Source organism: Pseudarthrobacter sp. BRE9, assembly GCF_031844305.1.
Classification (GTDB): domain Bacteria; phylum Actinomycetota; class Actinomycetes; order Actinomycetales; family Micrococcaceae; genus Arthrobacter.
In genome coordinates, this window is sequence record NZ_JAUZUY010000014.1 from 20908 (window position 1) to 42202 (window position 21295).

The following is a 21295-nucleotide window of genomic DNA, read 5'->3' on the forward strand; positions in this document are numbered from 1 at the left end:
TTAGATCTCCATCCCGAAGTGCTCGCTGAAACGTACATCGCCTTCGATCATGTCGCGCATGTCGCCGACTTCGTTGCGGAACATGAGGGTGCGCTCGATGCCCATGCCGAAGGCAAAACCTGAATAGACGTCCGGGTCGATGCCGGCGGCGCGCAGGACGTTGGGGTTGACCATGCCGCAGCCGCCCCACTCGATCCAGGCCGGGCCGCCCTTGGCGCCGGGATGGAAGATGTCCAGCTCGGCTGAGGGCTCGGTGAACGGGAAGTAGTTGGGGCGCAGCCGGATCTGGGCTTCGTCGCCGAACATTTGCCGGGCGAAGTGCTCGAGGGTGCCGCGCAGGTCCGCCATGGACAGGTTCTTGTCGATGGCCAGGCCTTCGAACTGGTGGAACACCGGCGTGTGGGTGGCGTCCAGTTCATCGGTGCGGAACACCTTGCCGGGGCACAGCACGTAGATGGGCACCTCGCGCTCCAGCATGGACCGGACCTGCACCGGGGAGGTGTGGGTGCGCATCAGCAGGTGGGCCTCGGGCGGTTCCACGAAGAAGGTGTCCTGCATTTCGCGGGCCGGGTGGTCCGGCTTGAAGTTCAGGGCGTCGAAGTTGAACCACTCCGATTCCACTTCAGGGCCTTCGGCGATTTCCCAGCCCATGCCCACGAAGATGTCCGCCACGCGGTCCTGCAGCGTGGAGAGAGGGTGGCGGGCGCCGGCACGGCGGCGGCGCGGAGCGGCCGTGACGTCCACGGTTTCCTCGACCAGGATCCTGGCGTCGTTTTCGGCTTCCAGGACCGCGGTGCGGTCGGCGAGCGCCTTGTTGACCCGTCCTCGGGAGGCGCCCATCAGCTTTCCGGCGAGCGCCTTCTGGTCCTTGGGCAGGCGGCCGATCTCACGGTTGGCAAGGCTCAGCGGCGACTTCTCGCCGCTGTGGGCAAGGCGCACCGCCTTCAGCTCGTCAAGGGTGGCCGCACCGGCGATCGCGGTGATGGCCTCTTCTACAGCGGCGTTGATGGCGGCCTCATCCGTGGGGTTCGGGATGGCGGCGCCCGGCAAAGTTTCAGTCATCTACTGTTCTTAGCTACGAGTCGTGGCTGCCGGCGGACGGGGCAGCCGTACGCGGTTTCCCGCCCGGGCGTCCGTCGCTGGCAGGTCATGGATGAATGCGCTGAACGTCAGTCCATTCAATGACCAGGTCAGGGCTCGCCGGCAGGACCGGCGGCCACTGCCCTCCAGTCTAGTTGAACCCTCCGGCTACCATGGCCTCATGACTTTGCGGCGGCGCGCGGGTGCCCAACACACCCCGACGACGGCCCAGCGGCTGAGGCGGACAGCGAACCTCCTGAACGGGAGCACCCTGGCCGGGCTCGCCGTCGCCCTGGCCGCACGGACGCGGATCAGCCGGGGGCCGCGCGGGCTGATCATCGCTGCGGACTACCGTTGGCGGCTGCCGTTCGCGCACGCCTACACCCTGGGCAACGTGGTGCTCTGCCGCAGCACGGCCGGGGAACTGCTGTCCCGGCCGGCGCTCCTGGCGCATGAGGAAAGGCACTGCAGCCAGTACGCGTGGTGCCTGGGCTTGCCCTTCATCCCGCTGTACCTGGCTGCCGCCGGCTGGTCGGTACTGCGCACCGGAAACCCGGGAACCGGGAACATCTTTGAACGCCGGGCAGGGCTGGCGGCCGGTGGCTACCCGCTCACGGCCAGCAGGCGGGTCTAATGACCCAGGAACCGCGTGGGCACGAGGAGGCGCGAACAGTCACCGTCACGGGGACGGGCTGGGCGGAAGCGCCCCCTGACCTGATGCTGGTTTCGGTGGGCGTGGAGTGCCGCGCCGAATCGGTGGAGGAGGCGTATGCGGCGGCCGGGCAGGGCCTGGCGGGGGTAGCCTCAGTCCTCCGCAGCCGCGGTGTTGCACCGGCCGACATCCGCTCGCCCGGTTTGACCGTCCGCGCCGACTTTGCCTGGCAGGACGGCGAGGGCCAGAAACTCGTGGGGTACGTGGCAGCCGGCAGCCTGATGGTCAGGCTGCGGGACATCGGCAGCGCGTCCGCCATCATTTCCGAAGCCGTCCGCGCCGGCGGGGACGGTGTCCGCCTGCACAACCTGCAACTGGTCCTGTCCGACGACTCCGCTCTCCGGGCACAGGCCAGGGATGCCGCCTGGCATGACGCCCTCAGTGCAGCGGAACAGTATGCCGCGTTGGCCTCGGCCAGCCTGGGACGGGTGCTGTCCGTGGCAGACCAGCACCCGGCGGCAGGCCCGGTTCCACTGACCGGGATGCAGCGGGCGTCTGCTTCGGAAGGCCTGGCCGTTGAACCGGGCGCAAACAGGGTGGAAGCAGCCGTGACCGCCACCTGGGCACTGGAGCCTTAGCCTGTCCCCCGCGCACAGCCTTTTCCGCTTTTCTGCTGCGCGGTGCCTCCTCTGCTGCGCGGTGCCTTGACTTTAATTCGAACATGTTTTCGAATGGACGTCATGAGATGGGAAGCGCAGGCACTCGTACCCGGGCCGCCGGACACCACCGCTGGGGCAGTTCCGGCGCTGCTTCCACTGGCAGGACTGGTTCGCTCCGTCACCACCCCGGAATTCGCCGGCATCACCTTCCATGAGGTCACCGCCAAATCGGTGCTCAACAGGGTTCCGGCGGGGTCAAAGATGCCCTTCGAATGGACCGTGAATCCGTACCGCGGCTGCAGCCACGCCTGTGTCTACTGTTTTGCCCGCAAGACGCACACCTACCTTGACTTCGACGCCGGCATGGACTTTGACAGCCAGGTGGTGGTGAAGGTGAATGCCGCAGAAGTCCTCCGCAAGGAGCTGAACAAGGCATCGTGGACCCGCCAGCAAGTGGCGCTGGGCACGAATACCGACCCCTACCAGCGGGCCGAGGGCCGGTACCGGCTGATGCCCGGCATTATTGCCGCGCTGGCGGACTCCGGCACTCCCCTGTCCATCCTTACCAAGGGGACGCTGCTGGCGCGGGACATTCCGCTGCTCAAAAGGGCTGCCACCCAGGTGCCTGTGGGGCTGGGCATCTCCCTGGCCATGACGGACGAAGCCCTCTCGGAAGCCATCGAACCCGGCACTCCCGGACCCAGGGCCCGGCTCAAACTCGTCGCCCGGCTGCGTGAGGCCGGCCTGCCCTGCGGCGTCATGGCGATGCCCATCCTGCCGTGGCTTTCCGACAGCGATGAAGCCCTGGATGCGCTGTTCGGTTCACTGGCGGCAGCCGGGGCAACCGGAGTCACTGCGGGAGCGCTGTACCTGAAGCCGGGTACCCGGGAATGGTTCATGAAATGGATCGCCGCCCACCACCCCGAACTCGCCGGCCGTTACCGGCGCCTGTACGGGACAGGTTCCTACGCCTCCAAGGAGTACCGCACCTGGCTGGCCGGCAAGGTCAGCTACTTCAAAGCACGGCATGGCTTTTCACATTCGGCGGGCTTCAGCCACCGCGACCTCAACAACCCGGATCTGGAGGACCCCAGGGTGGAGGAGGCGCAATATCCTGCCGGGATCATTCCCACAGCGGTCCATGGTGGCTCCGTTGGTCTTCCGTCAGGGCCCGTTTCGGGGCCATCCCGGACAGCCGTGCAGGACTCACTGTTCTAACTGGCAGGCAACAGCGTTCAGCAGAGCATGGACAATCGGATAGTCGGCCGGAATCCATGGGAGGGCGAGGACGGCTTCCGGGTCCCCCAGATCAACCCAGCGCAGTTCATCATGGTCTTCCAGGGGCAGTGGCTCGCCGCGGGTCACTTCCGCGAACCAGACCCTCATGCTGGCCCGTTCATTAAGGGGCCAGCCATTAAGGGTGTTCGCGGGGAGCTCTGACCCCAGGTGCACGCCGATCCCGAGTTCCTCATTCAGTTCCCGTACCAGCGCCGTCTCGGGTTCCTCACCGGGTTCCACCTTGCCGCCCGGGAACTCCCATAGCCCCGCCAGGTGCTCCGGCGCGCTGCGCCGTGCCACCAGCAGCGCCCCCGGATTCGCCAGCCGGTCCACCACAGCTCCGCCCACAACCTGAATCAGTCCAGTCACCGGCTCATTCTATGGGCCACAATGGAGTGTCCGGGAACAGCATTCCCGCCCGGGGAACCACCTCCTGCGGGAATAGGTCCTGCACAGCCAGGGTTGCCACACTGTCCGGACCGTCCTGCCCCACTGCCGTGGCATCCGACCCCTTTATCAGATCCACGTTTCGAGAAGCAGGCATATGAGCAGCGTTCTTTCCCCGTCCACGGCTACCCGCACCAGGACCCCCAACATCGGCATGGCCATCTTTGCCCTGGCTATGGGCGGGGTGGGCATCGGCGTCACCGAGTTCACCATGATGGGCCTTTTGAAGGAAGTGGAACAGGGCTTGGGGATCAGCACCCCTGAAGCCGGGCACCTGATCTCGGCCTATGCGCTGGGAGTCGTGGTAGGCGCTCCCCTCCTGGCCGCCGTCGGCGCCAAACTTCCCCGCAAGAAACTCGCGCTGGGACTGCTGCTGTTCTTCACCGTCGCCAACCTGACGTCGTTCATTGCTCCCGACTACGGATCGATGCTCGTGTCCCGCTTTGCCGCCGGTCTGCCCCACGGCGCGTTTTTCGGGGTGGCAGCCGTCATCGCCGCTTCCCTTGTTCCGCCGACAAAAAGGGGATGGGCCATCTCGATGGTCATGGCCGGACTCAGCGTCTCCAACGTCGTGGGAGTACCGTTCGCCACCTGGCTGGGCCAAGCCTACGGCTGGCGCCTGCTGTTTGTCCTGGTCGGTGGCATCGGCCTGCTGGCACTGGCCATGGTGTGGAAATTCGTCCCCTTCCAGCATGCCCACCCGGACGCAAGCATCCGGCGCGAACTCGGCGCCCTCAAACGGCTCCAGGTGTGGCTGGCCCTCCTGGTGGGCATCGTGGGTTTCGGCGGCTTTTTCGCCACCTACACCTACATTGCCCACACCATGACCGCAGTAGCCGGCATCCCGTCCGCCCTCATCCCGCTGGTGGTGGCGCTCTACGGGCTTGGCATGGTGGCCGGGAACATCGTCGGCGGCAGGCTGGCGGACAAATCCGTCATGGGCACCCTGTACCGGGTCCTCCCGGCCATCGCCGTGGCCCTGGTGGTCTATGCCGTGGCAGCACACTGGCAATGGAGCGCCATGGTCATGGTGTTCGTGGTGGGAGCTTGCGGGTCCATGCTCATCCCGGCCCTGCAGACCCGGCTGCTGGACGCCTCGCCGGACGCCCCGTCGCTGGCGTCCTCCCTCAACCACGCCGCACTGAACGTCGCCAACGCCCTGGGCGCCTTCCTCGGCGGCCTTGTCATCGCCCTCGGCTGGGGCTTTGTTGCCCCGGCCCTGGTCGGCGCCGTCCTCGCCGTCCTGGGTTTCGGCGTCGCCCTCCTCAGCGGCCTGCTCGAGCGCACGAGGCCGCTGGCCGCCTGAACCCCCCGTGCGCCCGCAGTGTGCAGGCCAGGAGACTGTAAACTTCCGGCCCGCGGGGTTTTAACGATGCGGCAACGCCGCCCCTGGAGCTACTGACTTTGTGGGGGGCGTATGTTAGCTTGAGCCTCATCGGGACTATTAATCCCGGTCACAATAAGGAGGAGACATGGGTTTTCTTGCTTGGATTATTTTGGGCCTCATAGTCGGGGCCATCGTTAAGGCCGTTATGCCCGGACGGGTTGGCGGCGGCTGGGTCACCAGCCTCATCCTCGGTGTGGTTGGCGCCATTGTTGGCGGCTGGATTGGCAGCCTGCTGTTCAACAAGGGCGATCTTGCTTTCTTCGACCTCGGCACGTGGATTCTCGCTATCGTCGGCGGCCTGGTTGTCGCCGGCATCTACGGAGCAGTCACCGGACGCGGACGGACAAGCCGCGCACCATAACCGCTCTGCCTACCACTACCAGATGGGCCCCGGACTTCCGGGGCCTTTCTTTCTGCCCGGACAACCTGTCTTTGTGCCGGCAACGACGTTCCCTGTCCGGAAGAGAACGTAGAAGAGAGCGTAAAGGGCTGCGCCCGCTCCCAGCGCCAGGCCGCCGTCGTGCCTCCCTGGGTGGCGTGCATCCTTAGGTGGCCGGTTCCGGTTCCACTCCAGCCTGGGCCCGGCGCTGGGAGCGGGCGCTGGCGTAGAGGCACACCGTGGCCGCCGTTCCAAGGTTCAGGCTTTCCGCGGCACCGTAGACGGGAACAGCAACCCGGTGGTCCGCCAGTTCCAACTCTTCCGCGGAGAGTCCCTGCGCCTCGTTCCCGAAAAACCAGGCGGTAGGCCCAGCGAGGTCGTACACGGAGTCCGGCCCGGTACCGGTCAGCCTGCGCCGGGCATTCTCGTCCTGCAGGACATCAAGGTCCAGTTGCCCATAGCCGTCAGCGGCGAGGACGCCGATACCGCGGGCCTTGCAGGCCGCAGCCAATTCCGCGGGATCCGCGGCAAGCACGACGGGAAGGTGAAAGAGTGAACCTGCGGTGGAGCGGACAGCCTTGGGGTTGTAGATATCCACGCTGGAGGTGGTGAAAACCACGGCATCGGCACCGGCGGAGTCGGCCGCGCGCAGGACAGTTCCCGCGTTCCCCGGGTCCCGCACCTGGCACAGCACGGCAATCAGGCGGGGCCCGGCGTCGAGCACATCCTCCAGGGCCACGTCCACAAACCTGCAGACGGCGACTATCCCCTGCGGGTTGACGGTGTCCGCCATGGCCGCCAGGACTTCGTCCGTGGCAAGCCGCGCATTGGTGCCCCCGGCGAGCTCCTCGAATTCCGGAAAACGGTCAAGGCAGCTTTCGCTGGCAAAGACCTCGGTAACTATGCCGGGAGCTCCCGCAGCAAGGCGCTGCTGGTGGAGTTTAAGCGCTTCGCGGACCGCCTGCGGCCCCTCAGCCAGGAACTGGCCGCGCTTTAAACGCGCCGGGCGCCCTGCAAGCTTTGCCACGTCCCTGACCCGATCAGCTCGGGGGTTGGACAGTGGAAGATCTTGCGGGCGCCCGGTTTCGTTCATACAAGAACTGTAGTAGCTGCTGCCACCTGTTCCTGAACGGGCCCCTCAGGCGAGGGGCGGAAGCGGCTTGCCTAGGCTGCGGCTGCCTTCTTGGCGGAGGTGTCTGCCGGCAGGGAGTCCTTGGCCACCTGGACCAGCGCGGCGAAGGCGTTGGCGTCAGAGACGGCAAGCTCGGCCAGCATACGGCGGTCAACCTCGACCTCGGCGGCCTTCAGGCCCTGGATGAGGCGGTTGTAGGTGAGGCCGTTGGCGCGGGAAGCAGCGTTGATGCGCTGGATCCACAGGCGGCGGAAGTCACCCTTCTTCTTCTTGCGGTCACCGTAGCTGTACACAAACGAGTGCAGCAGCTGCTCTTTGGCCTTGCGGTACAGGCGCGAACGCTGTCCGCGGTAACCCTTTGCGCGTTCAAGAACAACCCGGCGCTTCTTGTGGGCGTTGACCGCCCTCTTCACACGTGCCACGTGCGTACTCCTTCGAAAATCTGATCCCAAGCATCTACTGCCGGTGTCCCGGCGGCCTGAGAATGCTGTTTGGCAGGTGACGGGCCACCAGGTGGCGGCCCCTCATAGAACTTGGAAATTAGATGCCGAGCATCTTCCGGATGACCTTGGCATCGCCCTTGAAGACGATCCGGTCGCCCGCAAGGCGGCGGGTCAGGCGGGAGGACTTGTGCTCCAGGTAGTGGCGGCGGTTGGCCTGCTGGCGGCGCAGCTTGCCGCTGCCGGTCAGCTTGAAGCGCTTCTTAGCACCACTGTGGGTCTTCATCTTCGGCATGGGAACCGATCTCCTTACGTTTCTGCGGCCCCGGGGGCCGCAGTTCTATCGCGCAGCCGCCCCTGCGGGCAGCATGCTGGTTGCTGACTCCCGGGGCGTACCCCGGCAGCTGTGAACTAGTTGGTCTTCTTACCGGCCGGCTTCGGCGCTGCCTTGGGGGCAGGGCGTGCAGCAGGCTTCGGCGCAGCAGGCCTGGCCACCGGCTTGGGCGGTGCAGGCACAGCTGCCGGCTTGGGCGCCACCGGGGCGGCGGCTTCCGGCTTGGCGGCAGCTGCAGGCCTGGGCGCCGGAGCGGCCTTCGGTGCAGCAGCCTTGGGGGCTTCCCGCTTCGGAGCTTCCTGCTTGGGTGCAGCAGCCTTGGGGGCTTCCTGCTTCGGAGCTTCCTGCTTCGGCTCGGCAGCCTTGGGGGCTTCCTGCTTCGGGGCTTCCCGCTTCGGGGCTTCCTGCTCCGGAGCCGCAGCAGCGGGCGCCTCGGCGGGGGCATTGTCTTCAGCAACAGCATCCGGCTCGGTGGAGACGGTGAAACCTTCCGGCAGGAGGTCCGCCAGTGACTGCGTCATGGGGGCCTGGTCCTGGCCGGACGTGTCAACGCGGCCGGAAGCCTTGGCTTCGTTCTGCGCCTTGGCTTCGGCACGCTGGGTGGCGCGCCGCGCTTCGGCCTTGGCCTCAGCCTTGTTCTTCAGCGGGCCCACCACCATGACCATGTTGCGGCCATCAATGCGGGGGCTGGACTCCACCACGCCAACTTCGGCGACGTCGTCCGCGAAGCGCTGGAGCAGGCGGATGCCCATCTCCGGACGCTGCTGCTCACGGCCGCGGAACTGGATCATGGCCTTGACCTTGTCCCCGGCGCCGAGGAAGCGCAGGGCATGGCCGCGCTTGGTCTCGTAGTCGTGGGTGTCGATCTTCAAGCGGAAGCGGATTTCCTTCAGAACGGTGTTCGTCTGGTTCTTCCGGGCCTCACGTGCCTTGACCGCGGCCTCGTACTTGTACTTGCCGAAGTCCATCAGCTTGCACACCGGAGGCTTCGCCTGAGGTGCAACTTCAACGAGATCAAGGTCGGACTCGGCAGCCAGTCGCAGGGCATCCTCAATACGGACGATTCCTACCTGTTCACCTGCAGGGCCGACCAGCCGCACCTCGGGGACGCGGATACGCTCATTGATTCTTGGCTCGCTAATGTTAAAGCTCCTGTGTTTGTTGTTGAGTCCCGGCAAATAGAGAAGGCCCCCAATTGCCGGAGCAATCGAAGGCCTCAGATAGGTTGGCTCAGCAACCCATAAGGGCTGCACGTGCACAGTCCCGGCGAGTGCCGGTTCGTGCCCAACCAGGTACCCGGCAACCTTGCGTCCCCTGCAGGTTCCGGTGGGAACGCCTGGGACAGCGGCTGACGCGGGTGGGAGAGAACTCCGCTTGCAAACTGGAAGCCATTCTACAGAAAAAATTCCCGTCAACGCCGGAAAGCGCTGTTGGGAACCTGATCGTTTTGGGACAATCTCTGAAATAACGACATCCAGTCGGTCTGTGTCAAGCTTACCAGTATGAGCACCTCAGACAGTAATTCGTACGTCTTCGAGCCCGGTGACGCAGGCGCAGACGTTTCACAACAGATCCGGGACATCTCGGAAGTCCCCGCCATCGAGGTCATCACCACGGCCGCCGTGCACCTGATGAGCGCGGCCGCGGTAAAGCTTGGCCTGGCCGCAGAGGACAACGCGGCCGAGCTGAAGGACCTGGACGAGGCCCGGAAACTGATCACCGCGCTTGCCGGCCTGGTGACCGCGGCTGCCCCCGAAATCGGCTCGCAGCACGCCGGACCCTTGCGTGACGGACTGCGGTCCCTCCAGCTGGCCTTCCGTGAAGAGTCCCTGATTCCGGACGCCCCGGGCAAAGGCCCGGGGGAAAAGTACACCGGGGCAGTGAACTAAGGAAAAACCCACCCAAGCAGCGTCCGACGGCGGGACGGCCTTTGCAGGTCGTCCCGCCGTCGTCGTTTCCCAGGTATCAGGCGGCGGCCTTTCGGCGGCGCCGCTGGAGGGCCAGGCCCACCAGGCACAGCGCGACGCCGGCGGTGCCGACGGATACGAAGCCCCCGGACGGTCCCATGACGTCGATGAAAATGCCGGCCAGCGGCGATCCGAGGGCAACACCGGCAGTGAGGGCCGAGCCGTACCAGCCCATGGCCTCCCCCCGCCGCTCCTCGGACACCAGGTCCGCGACTTTTTCGGAGGCCGCCGAGAGCACGGGAGCGCAGAGCAGGCCCGGCAGGACGGAGACGAACGCCAGGGTCCAGGTGTCGTGGGCAAATGCCATGGGCAAGGTCAGCGCCGCCATGCCAAGCAACAGGATGACAGGCGGGATGGGCCGGTGCATGGCGCCATAGATGAGGCCGCCGACCACGGACGCGGCGCACCAGAAGACGAACACGACGCCGATTTCGCTCTGCCGTCCGCCGGTTTGCAGGGCCGCAACGATGCCGACGTCGGTGCCGCTGAGGACCATTCCGGCGCCGGCGGCAACGGCAAAGAGCGCCGCAACCGTCGCGGTGAACCAGGCAAACCCACCTGCCAGCCTGCCCCGCAATCCCTGCCCGGGACCGATGGCCGCGCTGGCGGCCGCACCGGAAGGAACCAGTTCCGCGGCCGCTTCCTGGACGTGGGCCGGTGCGGTGGAGACGACGGCGGCTTCCGCGGCACGCTGCTCATCTTCGGCGCATTCAAGGGTTTGTCCCGGACTGCGGGTGGGCGGGTTGAACCACATGAGGAACAGCCCGGCGAGGGACGTGGCCACGCCCACCACAGTCAGGCCCGCAATCGTGTAACCGCTCGTGGCCACCACGGCGCCGGCCGCAGGCCCGATCATGAACACCATTTCCGTGGTGATGGCGTCCAGGGCGAAGGCGGTGCGCCGCTGGTCCCCCTCCGCCAGGACGCCCAGGGACTGCCGGACCACGCTGAAGATGGGCAGCGTGAGCAGGCCGCCCACGAAGACCAGCGGGAGGAGCCACTGGTAGGACACGTGCGGCACGACAGCCCAGATGACGGTCTCCGAGATCACGGACGGGATGAGTGCGGTCCGCAGCCCCACCGTGTCAACGCGCCGGCCCCGCCATGGAGCGCCCAAGGCAATGCCGATGGTCATGACGGCTGCGGCGGCACCGGCCGCGGCATAGCCCTGGCCGAGGGTGAGGACGATATGCAGGGTCAGGAGCACCCCGGCGGCGGAGTGCGGGATGCGGGCAATCGTGCCCACCAGCAGCAGCCGGCGGATCGGCCGGACGGCGAGCAACTCCCGGTAGAGAGCGAAATTCACGAAGCGGTCCTTCAGGGTATGCCGCAGCACTGGCGGGGATCACCCATCCGGCAGCCGGCTAGTCGGGTGCGCGCCTCAGTTTGATTTCAAGGGAGTCGACGCGCTCCCCAAACAATACATTCCGCGACCACTCGCTCTGCAGCCCGGCCACCAGTTCCTGGACACCGGCGGCGTCCAGGCCGTCCTCCAGGTACAGCACCACCTGAAGCTCCGGCCCCGTACCTCCGCCCGGGACCACGGCGCCATCGGCTGCACTGGAAGCTACTCCCCTGCCCGGCAAAAGCCCGATGCTGCGGATGGCTGCGAAACCGGAAGCGGCGCGGGCCATTTCATCGGCCAGTTCGGGGTCGTTGTAGGAAGGGATCCAGGCGTGCTGTTTGGCCAGTGCCCAGACGCCGGGGCGCCGCACCACGAACGTCACGTCTGCTCCCGGGTCCAGGACAAGGAGCTCGGCACCTTCCGCGACTGCCGAGAGGGCCGCCCGCGCCGCGTACACCGCGACCGGCCGGGCCTCGGGATGCCAGGCGGCCAGCGCGGCGGCCGAGGTGAATGCCGGGAGCGCAATCCTGCCGTCGACCGCTTTCAGCGTCACCAGCGCCATGTCTGCCTGCTTGTCGGCGTGCAGCCCGTGGCCTGTTTCGGCCTCTTCAGCCAGCTGCGCCACAATCGGAATGAAGACCCGGGCCGTTGCCAGGGCGGCGACGACGTCCGCTTCATCGCCTGTCCCCTGCCGGAGCGCGGCCACCGCGGCGATGTAACCGGCGTCCGCAATGCCGTCGTCGTCCTCGAAGTTGTGGATCTTCCCGTCGTCACCGGCAAGGCTGCGTCCCGACCACGGCTGGCCGGCGGAATCGGTGGCGCCGCCGGCGCCGGCCAACGCTGCCGCGATATGGCCGGGCAGTGCGCGGGCTGCCGGTCGCCCCGGCTCTTCAACGTGAGGCATGGGTGGAGATGCGGCCGGGCTCAGCGCCGGCCGGCGACGTCGAGGGCTTCGGGCAGTGTGAAGGCTCCGGCATACAGGGCCTTGCCCACAATGGCGCCTTCCACGCCCAGGGGGACCAGGGACCGGAGGACCTTCAGGTCATCCAGGCTGGAGATGCCGCCGGAAGCAACCACGGGCTTTCCGGTTTTTTCCACCATCTGGCGCAGGAGTTCGACGTTGGGTCCCTGCAAGGTGCCGTCCTTGGTCACGTCGGTCACGACGTAGCGGGAGCAGCCGGCCTCCTCGAGGCGGCCCAGCACGTCCCAGAGGTCCCCGCCTTCCTTGGTCCAGCCCCGGCCGGCCAGGGTTGTTCCGCGGACGTCAAGGCCGACGGCGATTTTGTCGCCAAAGCGCTCGATGGCCCGGCGGGTCCACTCCGGGTTCTCCAGGGCAGCCGTCCCCAGGTTGACCCGGGCCACGCCCAGGTCAAGGGCGGCTTCCAGGGTCTCGTCGTCGCGAAGGCCGCCGGAGAGCTCCACCTTGATGTCCAGCCGGCCCACGACCTCACGGAGCAGGTCAGCGTTGGAGCCGCGGCCGAAAGCGGCGTCCAGGTCCACCAGGTGCACCCACTCGGCGCCCTGCTGCTGCCAGTTCAGCGCAGCTTCAAGGGGGGTGCCGTAACTGGTTTCACTGCCCGCCTCACCCTGGACCAGCCGGACGGCCTGGCCGTTGACGACGTCGACGGCTGGCAGCAGTTCTAGTACCGGCAGGTCATGTGCGGTGGTCATACTCATCCTCGGTGTTGATTCTTCGGTTAGGGCAAAGGCTTGTAGGCGCAGGGCGTGCAGGTCGCCTTTGCGCCGATGCCGCGCTTGGTGGTCAGCCGGCCGGCAGGGTCAGCAGGTAGGCGGCCAGCAGGGACATGGCGGCCAGCACGTAGAACGCCACCTGTGTCCAGAGGGGTTTGCGCTGCTGACGGAATGAGATCCCGCCGCCGATGAGGATTCCGGCGAGGCCCATCAGGAGTACAGACCACATCTAGGCGTCACTGCCGGCGTCCGCCGGTGCTGCAGCGGGTTGCCCGCCGGCCGGCTTGCGCAGGCCTTCCACCCAGTTGCGCAGGAGCCGCGCCCCGGCGTCCCCGGACTTCTCGGGGTGGAACTGGGTGGCGCAGAGGGGGCCGTTCTCGACGGCGGCGATGAACGGGCCGCCGTGCTCGGACCAGGTCACCAGGGGCGGCGCCATCCGGGGCTGGATGACGTCGAAGTTCCATTCCTGCACGCCATACGAGTGCACAAAGTAGAAGCGTTCGTTTTCGACGCCGGCGAAGAGTTTTGAGCCTTCCGGCACCTTGACGGTGTTCCAGCCCATGTGCGGAACCACCTCGGCGGGGAGGGCCTCGACCTTGCCGGGCCACTCGCCGATGCCTTCGGCTTCGGTGCCGTGTTCCACTCCGGCTTCGAAGAGGACTTGGAGGCCCACGCAGATGCCAAGCACCGGACGTCCGCCTGCCACACGCCTGCCGATGAGCCGGATACCGTCCACGGCCTTGAGTTCGCGCATGACGGTCTCGAACGCGCCCACGCCGGGCACGACCAGGCCGTCTGCGTTCAGTACATCCTCGGGTTTGGCGCTGAGGATTACTTCCGCTCCGGCACGTTCCAGAGCGCGCACGGCGGACCGGACGTTCCCGGAGCCGTAGTCGAGCACCGTGACCGTGGGCTTGCCCTCCGGCGAAGGCAGCTTGCGGGATGCTGACGGATCGATGATGGCGCCGTCTTTCAGGACCTGGCCGCTCACAATGCCCCCTTGGTGGATGGGATGCCTTCGACCCGGGGATCGGGTTCGACCGCGGCGCGAAGGGCGCGTGCGAAGGCCTTGAACTGTGCCTCGACGATGTGGTGCGGATCCCGGCCCGCGAGCACGTTCATGTGCAGGCAGATGCCGGCGTGCAGCGTGATGGCCTCGAAGACGTGGCGCGTCAGGGAACCGGTGAAGTGGCCGCCGATCAGGTGGTACTCCTGGCCGGCCGGCTCGCCGCCGTGCACCAGGTAGGGGCGCCCGGACACGTCCACCACAGCGTTGGCAAGTGCTTCGTCCAGCGGCACGGTGGCTTCGCCGAACCGGCGGATCCCCGCCTTGTTGCCCAGGGCGGTCCGGAGGACCTCCCCGAACGTGATGGCGACGTCCTCCACCGTGTGGTGGACGTCGATGTGGGTGTCGCCGGTGGCCTTGACCGTCATGTCGATCAGGGAGTGCTTGCACAGGGCCGTGAGCATGTGGTCGTAGAACGGTACAGAGGTATCGATGTCCGATACGCCGGTTCCATCGAGGTTGATCTCCACGAGTACGGAGGACTCGCTGGTGGCTCGCTCCATGCGGGCGGTCCGGGCGGCGGCCGTATTCGATCCGGTGGGACTCATGGTGAAGGATCCTTTGTGGGAGAAGATGTGGTTCAAGGCGTCCAGCGCCGCTGTATCAAGTCTAGGCGGGAAGCGCGGCCTGGCCCGCAAGGATGCGCTCCAGGGCGGTAAGGAAGGCTGTGGTTTCCGCCTCAGTGCCTGCCGTGACCCTCAGGTGGCCGGGGATCCCCACGTCGCGGATGAGTACCCCGGCGTCCAGCAGCTCCTGCCACACCTGATGCGGATTCTCCAGGCCCCCGAAGAATACGTAGTTGGAGTCGGACGCCGCCGGAGTGAGGCCCATCCGGGTCAGTTCCACCACGATCCGGTCGCGCTGCTTCTTGATGTCCTGGACATCAGCCATCAGCGCTTCGCGGTGTTCGAGGGCGGCCAGGGCGGTTGCCTGGGTGATCGCGGACAGGTGGTACGGCAGGCGTACCAGCCGCAGCGCATCGGTGACCTCCGGGGCGGCCGCCATATAGCCAAGCCGGGCGCCGGCCAGGGCGAAGGCCTTGCTCATGGTCCGGGAAACGATCAGCCGCTCCCGCCCGGGCAGCAGGGTCAGTGCGCTGGGAGTCCCGTCATGCGCGAACTCGTGGTAGGCCTCGTCGACGATCACGATGGCCTGGCTTGCCTCGCCGGCCTCGTAGACAGCTTCCACCACGTCCAGTCCCAGGCCAGTCCCGGTGGGATTGTTGGGCGAACAGAGGAACACGATGTTCGGCTGCAGTTCCTTGACCTGGCGGGCGGCGGACTCTGCGCTCAGATCGTAGCCTTCCGAGCGTTGGCCCTTGATGTACCCGGTGTCGGTTCCGCTGGCGAGCAGGGGGTACATGGAGTACGTGGGCGGAAAGCCGAGGGCGGTCCGTCCGGGACCGCCGAAGGCCTGGAGGATCTGCTGCAGGACTTCATTGGAGCCGTTGGCTGCCCAGAGGTTGGTTTCGTCGAGCCCGTGCCCGAGGTATTCCGCCAACGCTTTCCGCAGCTCGGTGAACTCCCGGTCCGGATAACGGTTGAGTCCTGCGGCAGCCTCTGTGACGGCGGCGCTGATGGCGGCACGCACGTCGGCGGGAACACCATGCGTGTTCTCATTGACGTTCAGCAGGATGGGGACGTCCAGTTGTGGTGCCCCGTAAGGGGTCAGCCCACGAAGATTACTGCGGAGGGGAAGCCGGTTCAGACGTTCTAGCTGGTCGTTCACCTGAACAGTTTAGTTGCCGCAGCAACTACCGGAAAATGTGACGGGTGCTGTTCGCCCAGGGCGTTGTTGCCGTGACCAGGGTTCATCCAAACCCAACGCCGGCAGCCGCCTAGCGCGTGGGGACGAACAGTTGCTGGCCAGGCAGGACGGCGCCGGCGGAAAGGTTGTTGAGCTGGACGATATCCGCCACCACGTCCCGGGCATCGCGGTCCGGAGCGACCGCCCCTGCGATCGACCACAGCGACTGCCCCGCCTGCACCGTCACCATGACCGTAGGGGTCACGGCCAATTCGGCAGCGGAGTCGGAGGCCTTGGCCGGCGAGTTGAAGAGTCCGGACAGCAACATCAGAAGGACGGCGAGGAGTACAAACGGCACTCCGATGAGGACGATCCGCCCACGGCGGGTCAGCCGCAGGGGCGCAGTTGCTGGCTCCGGCTGCGCTGAACAGATTTGGTGCGATGAAGACATCCGGCGCTTTGAAGAATTCCGTCCCTGCAGGGAAACGGGTTGCGGGAGTGAAAAATTGTGAAGCGATATAGCTGACATGAACTGAGCCCTCCTGGACCTGCCGTGCTGCCCGGGTGTCCATCCAGGCAACGGCCGCATCCACTCACTTCGCCGCCGGGCTTCCGGCCACGTTTTCGAATAAGGCACGCGCTGGTTAGAACACATGTTCGAACTTTGCTTGTTAAGTTTTAGCACCTATCAACGAATAATGTCGAGACTCGCTAGAACAAATGTTTGAAAAAGCAATGTGGCTGGCCTAGCTTGGAAACCAAAGAACAACCACCACTGAAGTTGAACAGCAGGGTCTGACAATGACAGTGGCAGTCCTTCCGGTGGCGCTGCGGAACAGTGCCCGGAGGACCATCCGGCGGCAAGCGAAAGGCATTGGCGAATATGGCAGCAGCAGCCGCCGGGGGCAGGACCGCCCCGCAATCGAAGAGGACCGCCAAGGGTTTGACGCCGCGGCAGAAGAAGATCCTGGAAACCATCCAGCGCTCAGTCAATGAAAATGGGTACCCGCCGTCCATGCGCGAGATCGGCGACACCGTTGGCCTGGCGAGTCTGTCCAGCGTGACCCACCAGCTCTCCCAACTGGAAAAACTGGGTTACCTCCGGCGTGATCCCAAGCGGCCCCGCGCCATGGAAGTCCTGATGCCCCTCACCCTGGATGGCGGCGGCAAAGCAGCAGGCACGTCTCCTGCGCCGCAGGCCCCGGGCAGCGGTGCCACCGTCACGGAACTTCCCACCGCACTTGATACGGCCATGGTTCCGCTGGTTGGCCGGATTGCCGCCGGCGGTCCCATCCTCGCTGAGCAACTCGTCGAAGACGTCATGCCGCTCCCCCGCCAGCTCGTTGGCCAGGGCGAACTTTTCATGCTCAGGGTGGCAGGCGATTCGATGGTGGACGCGGCAATCTGCGACGGTGACTGGGTGGTGGTGCGCCGTCAGGCGGACGCGGCCAACGGGGACATCGTTGCCGCCCTTCTCGACGACGAAGCGACCGTCAAGACTTTCCGCCAGCGCGACGGCCACACCTGGCTGCTCCCCCAAAACACGCAGTACGAACCCATCTTGGGAGACCACGCCACCATTATGGGCAAAGTCGTCTCGGTCCTGCGTTCCCTTTAGGCGGGTCCCCCAGCCCGGACCCTTGAGCCTGCGGGTTCCCTCCTGAGCCAGTCCCGCGGCCCACGCCTCAGTTGTCCTGCGCCTGCCGGACTCTATCTGGTCGCGTCCGCGCCGAGCCTGGTCAATGCGGCCAGCGCCTTGCTGCGGTCCGTCGTGGCCCAGAACGGGGGCAGCGCTCCCCGCAGGAATCCGGCGTAGCGCTCTGTTGCCAGCCGCGAGTCCAGAACGGCCACCACGCCCTTGTCACCGGTGGACCGGATCAGCCGGCCCGCACCCTGGGCCAGCCGGATGGCGGCGTGCGTGGCCGAAACAGACATGAAGCCGTTCCCACCGGCCTGCGCCACGGCACGCGAACGCGCCGTCATCAGCGGGTCATCCGGCCTGGGGAACGGGATGCGGTCGATGACGACCAGGCGGCAGGAGCCTCCCGGTACGTCAACCCCCTGCCACAGTGACATCGTCCCGAAGAGGCAGGTGTCCGGTTCATCGGCGAACTGCTTGACCAGGGCTGTCATGGTTGACTCGCCCTGGCAGAGGACGGTTACATCGAGCTTGGGCCGGAGGGCGTCAGCAGCTTCCTCGGCAGCCCGGCGCGATGAAAACAGGCACAGGGCTCCGCCGCCCGAGGCTTTGATGAGGGCCTCCAGTTCCTCCAGCGCCTCCGGGGAAACGCCGCGGCCGGGCTTTGGCAGGTGGCCGGCCACGTACAGGATGCCCTGCTTCGGGTAGTCAAAGGGCGAGCCGACATCCACGCCCGTCCAGCTGGGCGCGCCATCGCCGATAAGGCCAAGTCCGCCGGCCGCGGGTTCAAACGCCGAGCCTATGGCCAGGGTCGCGGACGTAAGCACGACGGTGTGCCCGGCGAAGAGCCCTTCCCGCAGCCTGCCGGCCACCGACAGCGGTGCAATGTTGATCAGCACCGGCGCGTTGTCATCGGGCTGCGAGTATCCCTGGCCCGGGTCGAACGTTCCCGCCCGGGAAAACCACACGACTTCCCGGTTTTCACGGGCAGCGATCAGCCGCTCACACAGTTCCAGGATGAGCATGAGGCGGGACCGCGCCAGCTGCCGGCCGCCGTCGGCCGTGGTGTTGCTGTCCCCCTTGGAATCGGACAACGCGGCCCGGCACGCCTCCCGCAGCTGGTCGATGCAGTCCAGCTGTTCATCGTTGAGGCCGTTGGGGAGCAGGCCGTTCGACGCCCCCGTGAGGGCAAGCTCAAGGTTGTCGGCTGCGGCGTTCAGGGCATCGACGGTGATGGCCGTATGTTTGCGGGCACCGGAAGCGGCAGCGTGGACCATGGCCACCGATAGCTGCCCGGACACGGCGCCGGTAACCCGGTCCTGGAGTTCGTGCGCTTCGTCCACCACCACGACGTCGTATTCGGGCAGGACCGCAAGCCCCTCGAAGGCACTGACGGCAAGCATCGCATGGTTGGTCACCACCACATCTGCCTCGGCTGCGTCCTGCCGCGCCAGCTCGCTGAAACACTCGGCGGCCATGGGGCATTTTTGGGCGCCCAGGCACTCCATGGAGGTGACGGAGACCTGGCGCCAGGCACGGTCTGTCACGCCGGGCAGGAGCTCGTCCCGGTCGCCGGTGGCCGTTTTCTCCGCCCACTCGCGGAGCCGCACCACTTCCTTGCCAAGCTGGGAAGAGGGTCCGCCCACGGACGCGGCGAAGTGCGGGACGCTGGTGTCCTCGCCCAGGGAAAAGAGCTGCCCCTCGGCAGGCTCCTCCGAGGGGAACCCGCCTTCGAGTTTGTGGCGGCAGACGTAGTTGGACCGCCCCTTCACCAGGGCAACCTTGACGGGCCGTTCCAGGGCGGGCGTGATGTTCTTCAGGAGCCGTGGCAGGTCCCTGCCAACAATCTGGGTTTGCAGTGCCAGCGTGGCTGTCGACACGAGGGCCGGTTTGTTGCTCTCCAGGGCATGGGCGATGAGCGGCACGAGGTAGGCCAGCGACTTGCCTGTGCCGGTGCCGGCCTGGACCAGCAGATGGTTGCCGGTTTCGATGGCGCGGGCCACCTGCCGGGCCATTTCGTGTTGTCCGGTGCGGCTTTGTCCGCCCATGCCGGCGACGGCGCGGTCGAGCAGTTCGATGACGAACTGCTCGCCGGCCGTCAGCGCGGATTCGCCGGCCGCGGGGTCACTCATTGACGACGAATGGTTCCAGTTCGGACGCCAGGCCCTCCCGGACCTTCACCTCAGCCCTGGTCCCTGCTTCAACGTGGTCCACGCTGAGGATTTCGGCGTCGGACTCGTGGAGCTTGCTGATGAGGTCTCCACGGTCATACGGGATGAGCAGGTCCATCTTGACCGAAGGCCGGGGAATCGATTCGCTGATGGCCTTCAGCAGTTCCGGAATGCCCTCGCCGGTGCGGGCGGACACTACCACGTGGCGTGGCTCGCGCTGCTTCAAACGCTCCACAACGAAGGGGTCGGCAGCATCGGCCTTGTTCAGGACGATGATCTCCGGTACCTTCCGGGCATCAACTTCGCTGAAGACCTTCCGCACGGCAGCGATCTGGCCTTCGGGATCCGGGTGCGAAACATCCACCACGTGCAGGATCAGGTCCGAGTCCGCCACCTCCTCGAGCGTGGAGCGGAAGGCCTCCACCAGCTGGGTGGGCAGCGATCGGACGAATCCGACGGTGTCAGCCAGGGTGTACCCCAGGCCGTCCGCAGTTTCCGCCCTGCGGACGGTGGGATCCAGGGTGGCGAACAGCGCATTCTCCACCAGGACTCCGGCGTCAGTAAGGCGGTTGAGCAGCGAGGACTTGCCGGCGTTGGTATACCCGGCAATCGCCACGGAGGGCACTTCATTACGACGGCGGTTGGCCCGCTTGGTCTCGCGTGCCGGCTTCATGGCGGCGATTTCACGCCGCAGCTTTGCCATGCGGGTACGGATCCGGCGCCGGTCCAGTTCGATCTTGGTCTCACCGGGGCCGCGGGAGCCCATGCCGGCGGCAGCGCCGCCCACCTGGCCACCGGCCTGGCGGGACATCGACTCGCCCCAGCCGCGCAAGCGCGGAAGCAGGTATTCCAGCTGCGCCAGTTCCACTTGGGCCTTGCCTTCGCGGCTCTTGGCATGCTGGGCGAAGATGTCGAGGATCAGGGCCGTGCGGTCGATGACCTTGACCTTGACGATGTCTTCAAGGCCACGACGCTGGGAAGGTGCCAGTTCGGCGTCCACCACCACGGTGTCCGCACCCGTGGACATGACGATGTCCCTGAGCTCGAGTGCCTTGCCTGAACCCAGGAAGGTTCCCGGGTCCGGCTTGTCACGGCGCTGCACCAGCCCGTCCAGGACCTCCGAACCGGCAGTCTCGGCAAGGGCCGCCAGCTCGCGCAGCGAGTTTTCGGCGTCGGCAAGCGTTCCCTCGGACCAAAGCCCGGCCAGGACCACGCGCTCCAGGCGCAGTTGCCGGTACTCGACTTCGGTAACGTCTTCGAGTTCGGTTGACAGGCCTGCCCGCCGGCGCAGCGCGCGCCGTTCCTCGAGGTCCTGCTGGTCGCCGTCGTACGTTGAGTGTTCTTCGTCAAGGCGGGAAATAGCCTGTGCCTTGCCGAGCACTGCTTTTCCATTGCCGCTGCCTTCACCGTCGGGCGTGCTGACATTCTTGGCCGGGACGTCCTTGGCGAGGATCCGGTCGATGACAGCCTGGATCTCCTGCGGACTCATGTCCTGGGCGGCTGGATCGGAACCGGTATTGGGCTGGCTGGTCATGGTCTCCTTTGAAGATTCGGCAATTCCAGAATAGTGCTGATTGGTGGGAAGTTGGAACGTATTCGCGCTGGGCTGACGGCCTGCGGTCATGCAATTCTCCTGGTTATTTCGCGGCCGGCTGCGATGCCGGGGCCGGGGATGCCGCGTCAGGACGGCGGCAGGGCTAAAAAGGCCGGAAAATAGCGGGAAGTGCAGCAGAAGGCTGACTTTCGAGTATCGTCCGGCGGCCGGAGCAGACAGTTGGTCTGGCCGGTGCACAAGCGGAAGGCTGAAAACCTGCATCGCTGCGGGACGGGCTGTCGCTGGAGGACAGGCTGCGGGACGGGCGTGGCCCGTGCCGGCTACTC

Annotated in this window: 23 protein-coding genes; 7 read left to right on the forward strand and 16 right to left on the reverse strand. The window is 66.3% G+C overall.

Annotated features, from left to right (window positions below; translation table 11 throughout):
• Complete coding sequence (gene pheS / locus Q9R31_RS19500) at positions 1-1062, reverse strand: phenylalanine--tRNA ligase subunit alpha (protein ID WP_311264364.1); 1062 nt, start codon at positions 1060-1062, stop codon at positions 1-3.
• 199 nt (positions 1063-1261) lie between these two features.
• Between pheS and Q9R31_RS19505 the strand changes: the two genes are divergently transcribed.
• From Q9R31_RS19505 to Q9R31_RS19515, 3 genes are all read left to right on the forward strand, one after another.
• Positions 1262-1714, forward strand: coding sequence for a hypothetical protein (locus Q9R31_RS19505; RefSeq protein ID WP_311264365.1), 453 nt, complete (start codon positions 1262-1264; stop codon positions 1712-1714).
• Complete coding sequence (locus Q9R31_RS19510; protein ID WP_311264366.1) at positions 1714-2370, forward strand: SIMPL domain-containing protein; 657 nt, start codon at positions 1714-1716, stop codon at positions 2368-2370. Before Q9R31_RS19505 ends, Q9R31_RS19510 begins: the two co-directional genes overlap by 1 nt.
• Positions 2371-2472: 102 nt before the next feature.
• Complete coding sequence (locus tag Q9R31_RS19515; RefSeq protein ID WP_311264404.1) at positions 2473-3609, forward strand: Rv2578c family radical SAM protein; 1137 nt, start codon at positions 2473-2475, stop codon at positions 3607-3609.
• Here Q9R31_RS19515 and Q9R31_RS19520 read toward each other — a convergent pair.
• The gene (locus Q9R31_RS19520) at positions 3598-4038 is read right to left on the reverse strand and encodes a (deoxy)nucleoside triphosphate pyrophosphohydrolase (RefSeq protein ID WP_311264367.1); all 441 of its coding nucleotides are present in this window, start codon (positions 4036-4038) and stop codon (positions 3598-3600) included. The two genes, Q9R31_RS19515 and Q9R31_RS19520, sit on opposite strands and share 12 nt — an antisense overlap.
• 175 nt (positions 4039-4213) lie before the next feature.
• Here Q9R31_RS19520 and Q9R31_RS19525 point away from each other — a divergent pair, with 175 nt between their 5' ends.
• Both Q9R31_RS19525 and Q9R31_RS19530 read left to right on the forward strand, forming a co-directional pair.
• The gene (locus Q9R31_RS19525) at positions 4214-5422 is read left to right on the forward strand and encodes an MFS transporter (protein WP_311264368.1); all 1209 of its coding nucleotides are present in this window, start codon (positions 4214-4216) and stop codon (positions 5420-5422) included.
• Between the two features lie 166 nt (positions 5423-5588).
• Positions 5589-5864: a GlsB/YeaQ/YmgE family stress response membrane protein gene (locus Q9R31_RS19530; RefSeq protein ID WP_142030858.1), complete on the forward strand. Its 276-nt coding sequence runs from the start codon at positions 5589-5591 to the stop codon at positions 5862-5864.
• A gap of 184 nt (positions 5865-6048) precedes the next feature.
• On the opposite strand, the gene Q9R31_RS19535 is transcribed toward Q9R31_RS19530, so the two are convergent.
• From Q9R31_RS19535 to infC, 4 genes are all read right to left on the reverse strand, one after another.
• The gene (locus Q9R31_RS19535; RefSeq protein WP_311264369.1) at positions 6049-6975 is read right to left on the reverse strand and encodes an RNA methyltransferase; all 927 of its coding nucleotides are present in this window, start codon (positions 6973-6975) and stop codon (positions 6049-6051) included.
• A gap of 71 nt (positions 6976-7046) precedes the next feature.
• Positions 7047-7436: a 50S ribosomal protein L20 gene (gene rplT, locus Q9R31_RS19540; RefSeq protein ID WP_018771574.1), complete on the reverse strand. Its 390-nt coding sequence runs from the start codon at positions 7434-7436 to the stop codon at positions 7047-7049.
• A 118-nt stretch (positions 7437-7554) separates the two neighbouring features.
• Positions 7555-7749 carry a 50S ribosomal protein L35 gene (rpmI, locus tag Q9R31_RS19545; protein WP_018771575.1) on the reverse strand — a complete coding sequence of 65 codons (195 nt, stop codon included), beginning with the start codon at positions 7747-7749 and terminating at the stop codon, positions 7555-7557.
• A gap of 116 nt (positions 7750-7865) precedes the next feature.
• The gene (infC, locus tag Q9R31_RS19550) at positions 7866-8888 is read right to left on the reverse strand and encodes a translation initiation factor IF-3 (RefSeq protein ID WP_397428275.1); all 1023 of its coding nucleotides are present in this window, start codon (positions 8886-8888) and stop codon (positions 7866-7868) included.
• Between the two features lie 402 nt (positions 8889-9290).
• Here infC and Q9R31_RS19555 point away from each other — a divergent pair, with 402 nt between their 5' ends.
• Positions 9291-9677, forward strand: a complete 387-nt coding sequence (locus Q9R31_RS19555) for a DUF1844 domain-containing protein (protein WP_018771577.1) — start codon at positions 9291-9293, stop codon at positions 9675-9677.
• Between the two features lie 76 nt (positions 9678-9753).
• On the opposite strand, the gene Q9R31_RS19560 is transcribed toward Q9R31_RS19555, so the two are convergent.
• From Q9R31_RS19560 to Q9R31_RS19595, 8 genes are all read right to left on the reverse strand, one after another.
• Positions 9754-11061, reverse strand: a complete 1308-nt coding sequence (locus Q9R31_RS19560; RefSeq protein ID WP_311264371.1) for an MFS transporter — start codon at positions 11059-11061, stop codon at positions 9754-9756.
• 58 nt (positions 11062-11119) lie between these two features.
• On the reverse strand, positions 11120-12004 hold the full coding sequence (locus tag Q9R31_RS19565) for an SseB family protein (protein ID WP_311264372.1): 885 nt from the start codon (positions 12002-12004) through the stop codon (positions 11120-11122).
• A gap of 20 nt (positions 12005-12024) precedes the next feature.
• Positions 12025-12771 (reverse strand): bifunctional 1-(5-phosphoribosyl)-5-((5-phosphoribosylamino)methylideneamino)imidazole-4-carboxamide isomerase/phosphoribosylanthranilate isomerase PriA, encoded by a 747-nt coding sequence (gene priA, locus Q9R31_RS19570; RefSeq protein WP_307090932.1) that lies wholly within the window; start codon positions 12769-12771, stop codon positions 12025-12027.
• Positions 12772-12862: 91 nt separating this feature from the next.
• The gene (locus Q9R31_RS19575; protein ID WP_311264373.1) at positions 12863-13021 is read right to left on the reverse strand and encodes a hypothetical protein; all 159 of its coding nucleotides are present in this window, start codon (positions 13019-13021) and stop codon (positions 12863-12865) included.
• Positions 13022-13783 carry an imidazole glycerol phosphate synthase subunit HisH gene (hisH, locus tag Q9R31_RS19580; RefSeq protein WP_307090935.1) on the reverse strand — a complete coding sequence of 254 codons (762 nt, stop codon included), beginning with the start codon at positions 13781-13783 and terminating at the stop codon, positions 13022-13024.
• The gene (gene hisB, locus Q9R31_RS19585; protein WP_018771583.1) at positions 13780-14406 is read right to left on the reverse strand and encodes an imidazoleglycerol-phosphate dehydratase HisB; all 627 of its coding nucleotides are present in this window, start codon (positions 14404-14406) and stop codon (positions 13780-13782) included. The genes hisH and hisB overlap by 4 nt, the downstream gene beginning before the upstream one ends.
• 61 nt (positions 14407-14467) lie before the next feature.
• The gene (locus Q9R31_RS19590; protein WP_311264374.1) at positions 14468-15586 is read right to left on the reverse strand and encodes a histidinol-phosphate transaminase; all 1119 of its coding nucleotides are present in this window, start codon (positions 15584-15586) and stop codon (positions 14468-14470) included.
• Between the two features lie 109 nt (positions 15587-15695).
• Positions 15696-16055, reverse strand: a complete 360-nt coding sequence (locus tag Q9R31_RS19595) for a LysM peptidoglycan-binding domain-containing protein (RefSeq protein WP_311264375.1) — start codon at positions 16053-16055, stop codon at positions 15696-15698.
• A 432-nt stretch (positions 16056-16487) separates the two neighbouring features.
• Between Q9R31_RS19595 and lexA the strand changes: the two genes are divergently transcribed.
• A complete protein-coding gene (lexA, locus tag Q9R31_RS19600) occupies positions 16488-17222 on the forward strand; it encodes a transcriptional repressor LexA (protein WP_311264376.1) in 735 nt (244 codons plus the stop codon).
• A 92-nt stretch (positions 17223-17314) separates the two neighbouring features.
• On the opposite strand, the gene Q9R31_RS19605 is transcribed toward lexA, so the two are convergent.
• Both Q9R31_RS19605 and hflX read right to left on the reverse strand, forming a co-directional pair.
• Complete coding sequence (locus Q9R31_RS19605) at positions 17315-19375, reverse strand: ATP-dependent DNA helicase (RefSeq protein WP_311264377.1); 2061 nt, start codon at positions 19373-19375, stop codon at positions 17315-17317.
• Positions 19368-20948, reverse strand: coding sequence for a GTPase HflX (hflX, locus tag Q9R31_RS19610; protein ID WP_311264378.1), 1581 nt, complete (start codon positions 20946-20948; stop codon positions 19368-19370). Before hflX ends, Q9R31_RS19605 begins: the two co-directional genes overlap by 8 nt.
• Between the last annotated feature and the right edge of the window lie 347 nt (positions 20949-21295).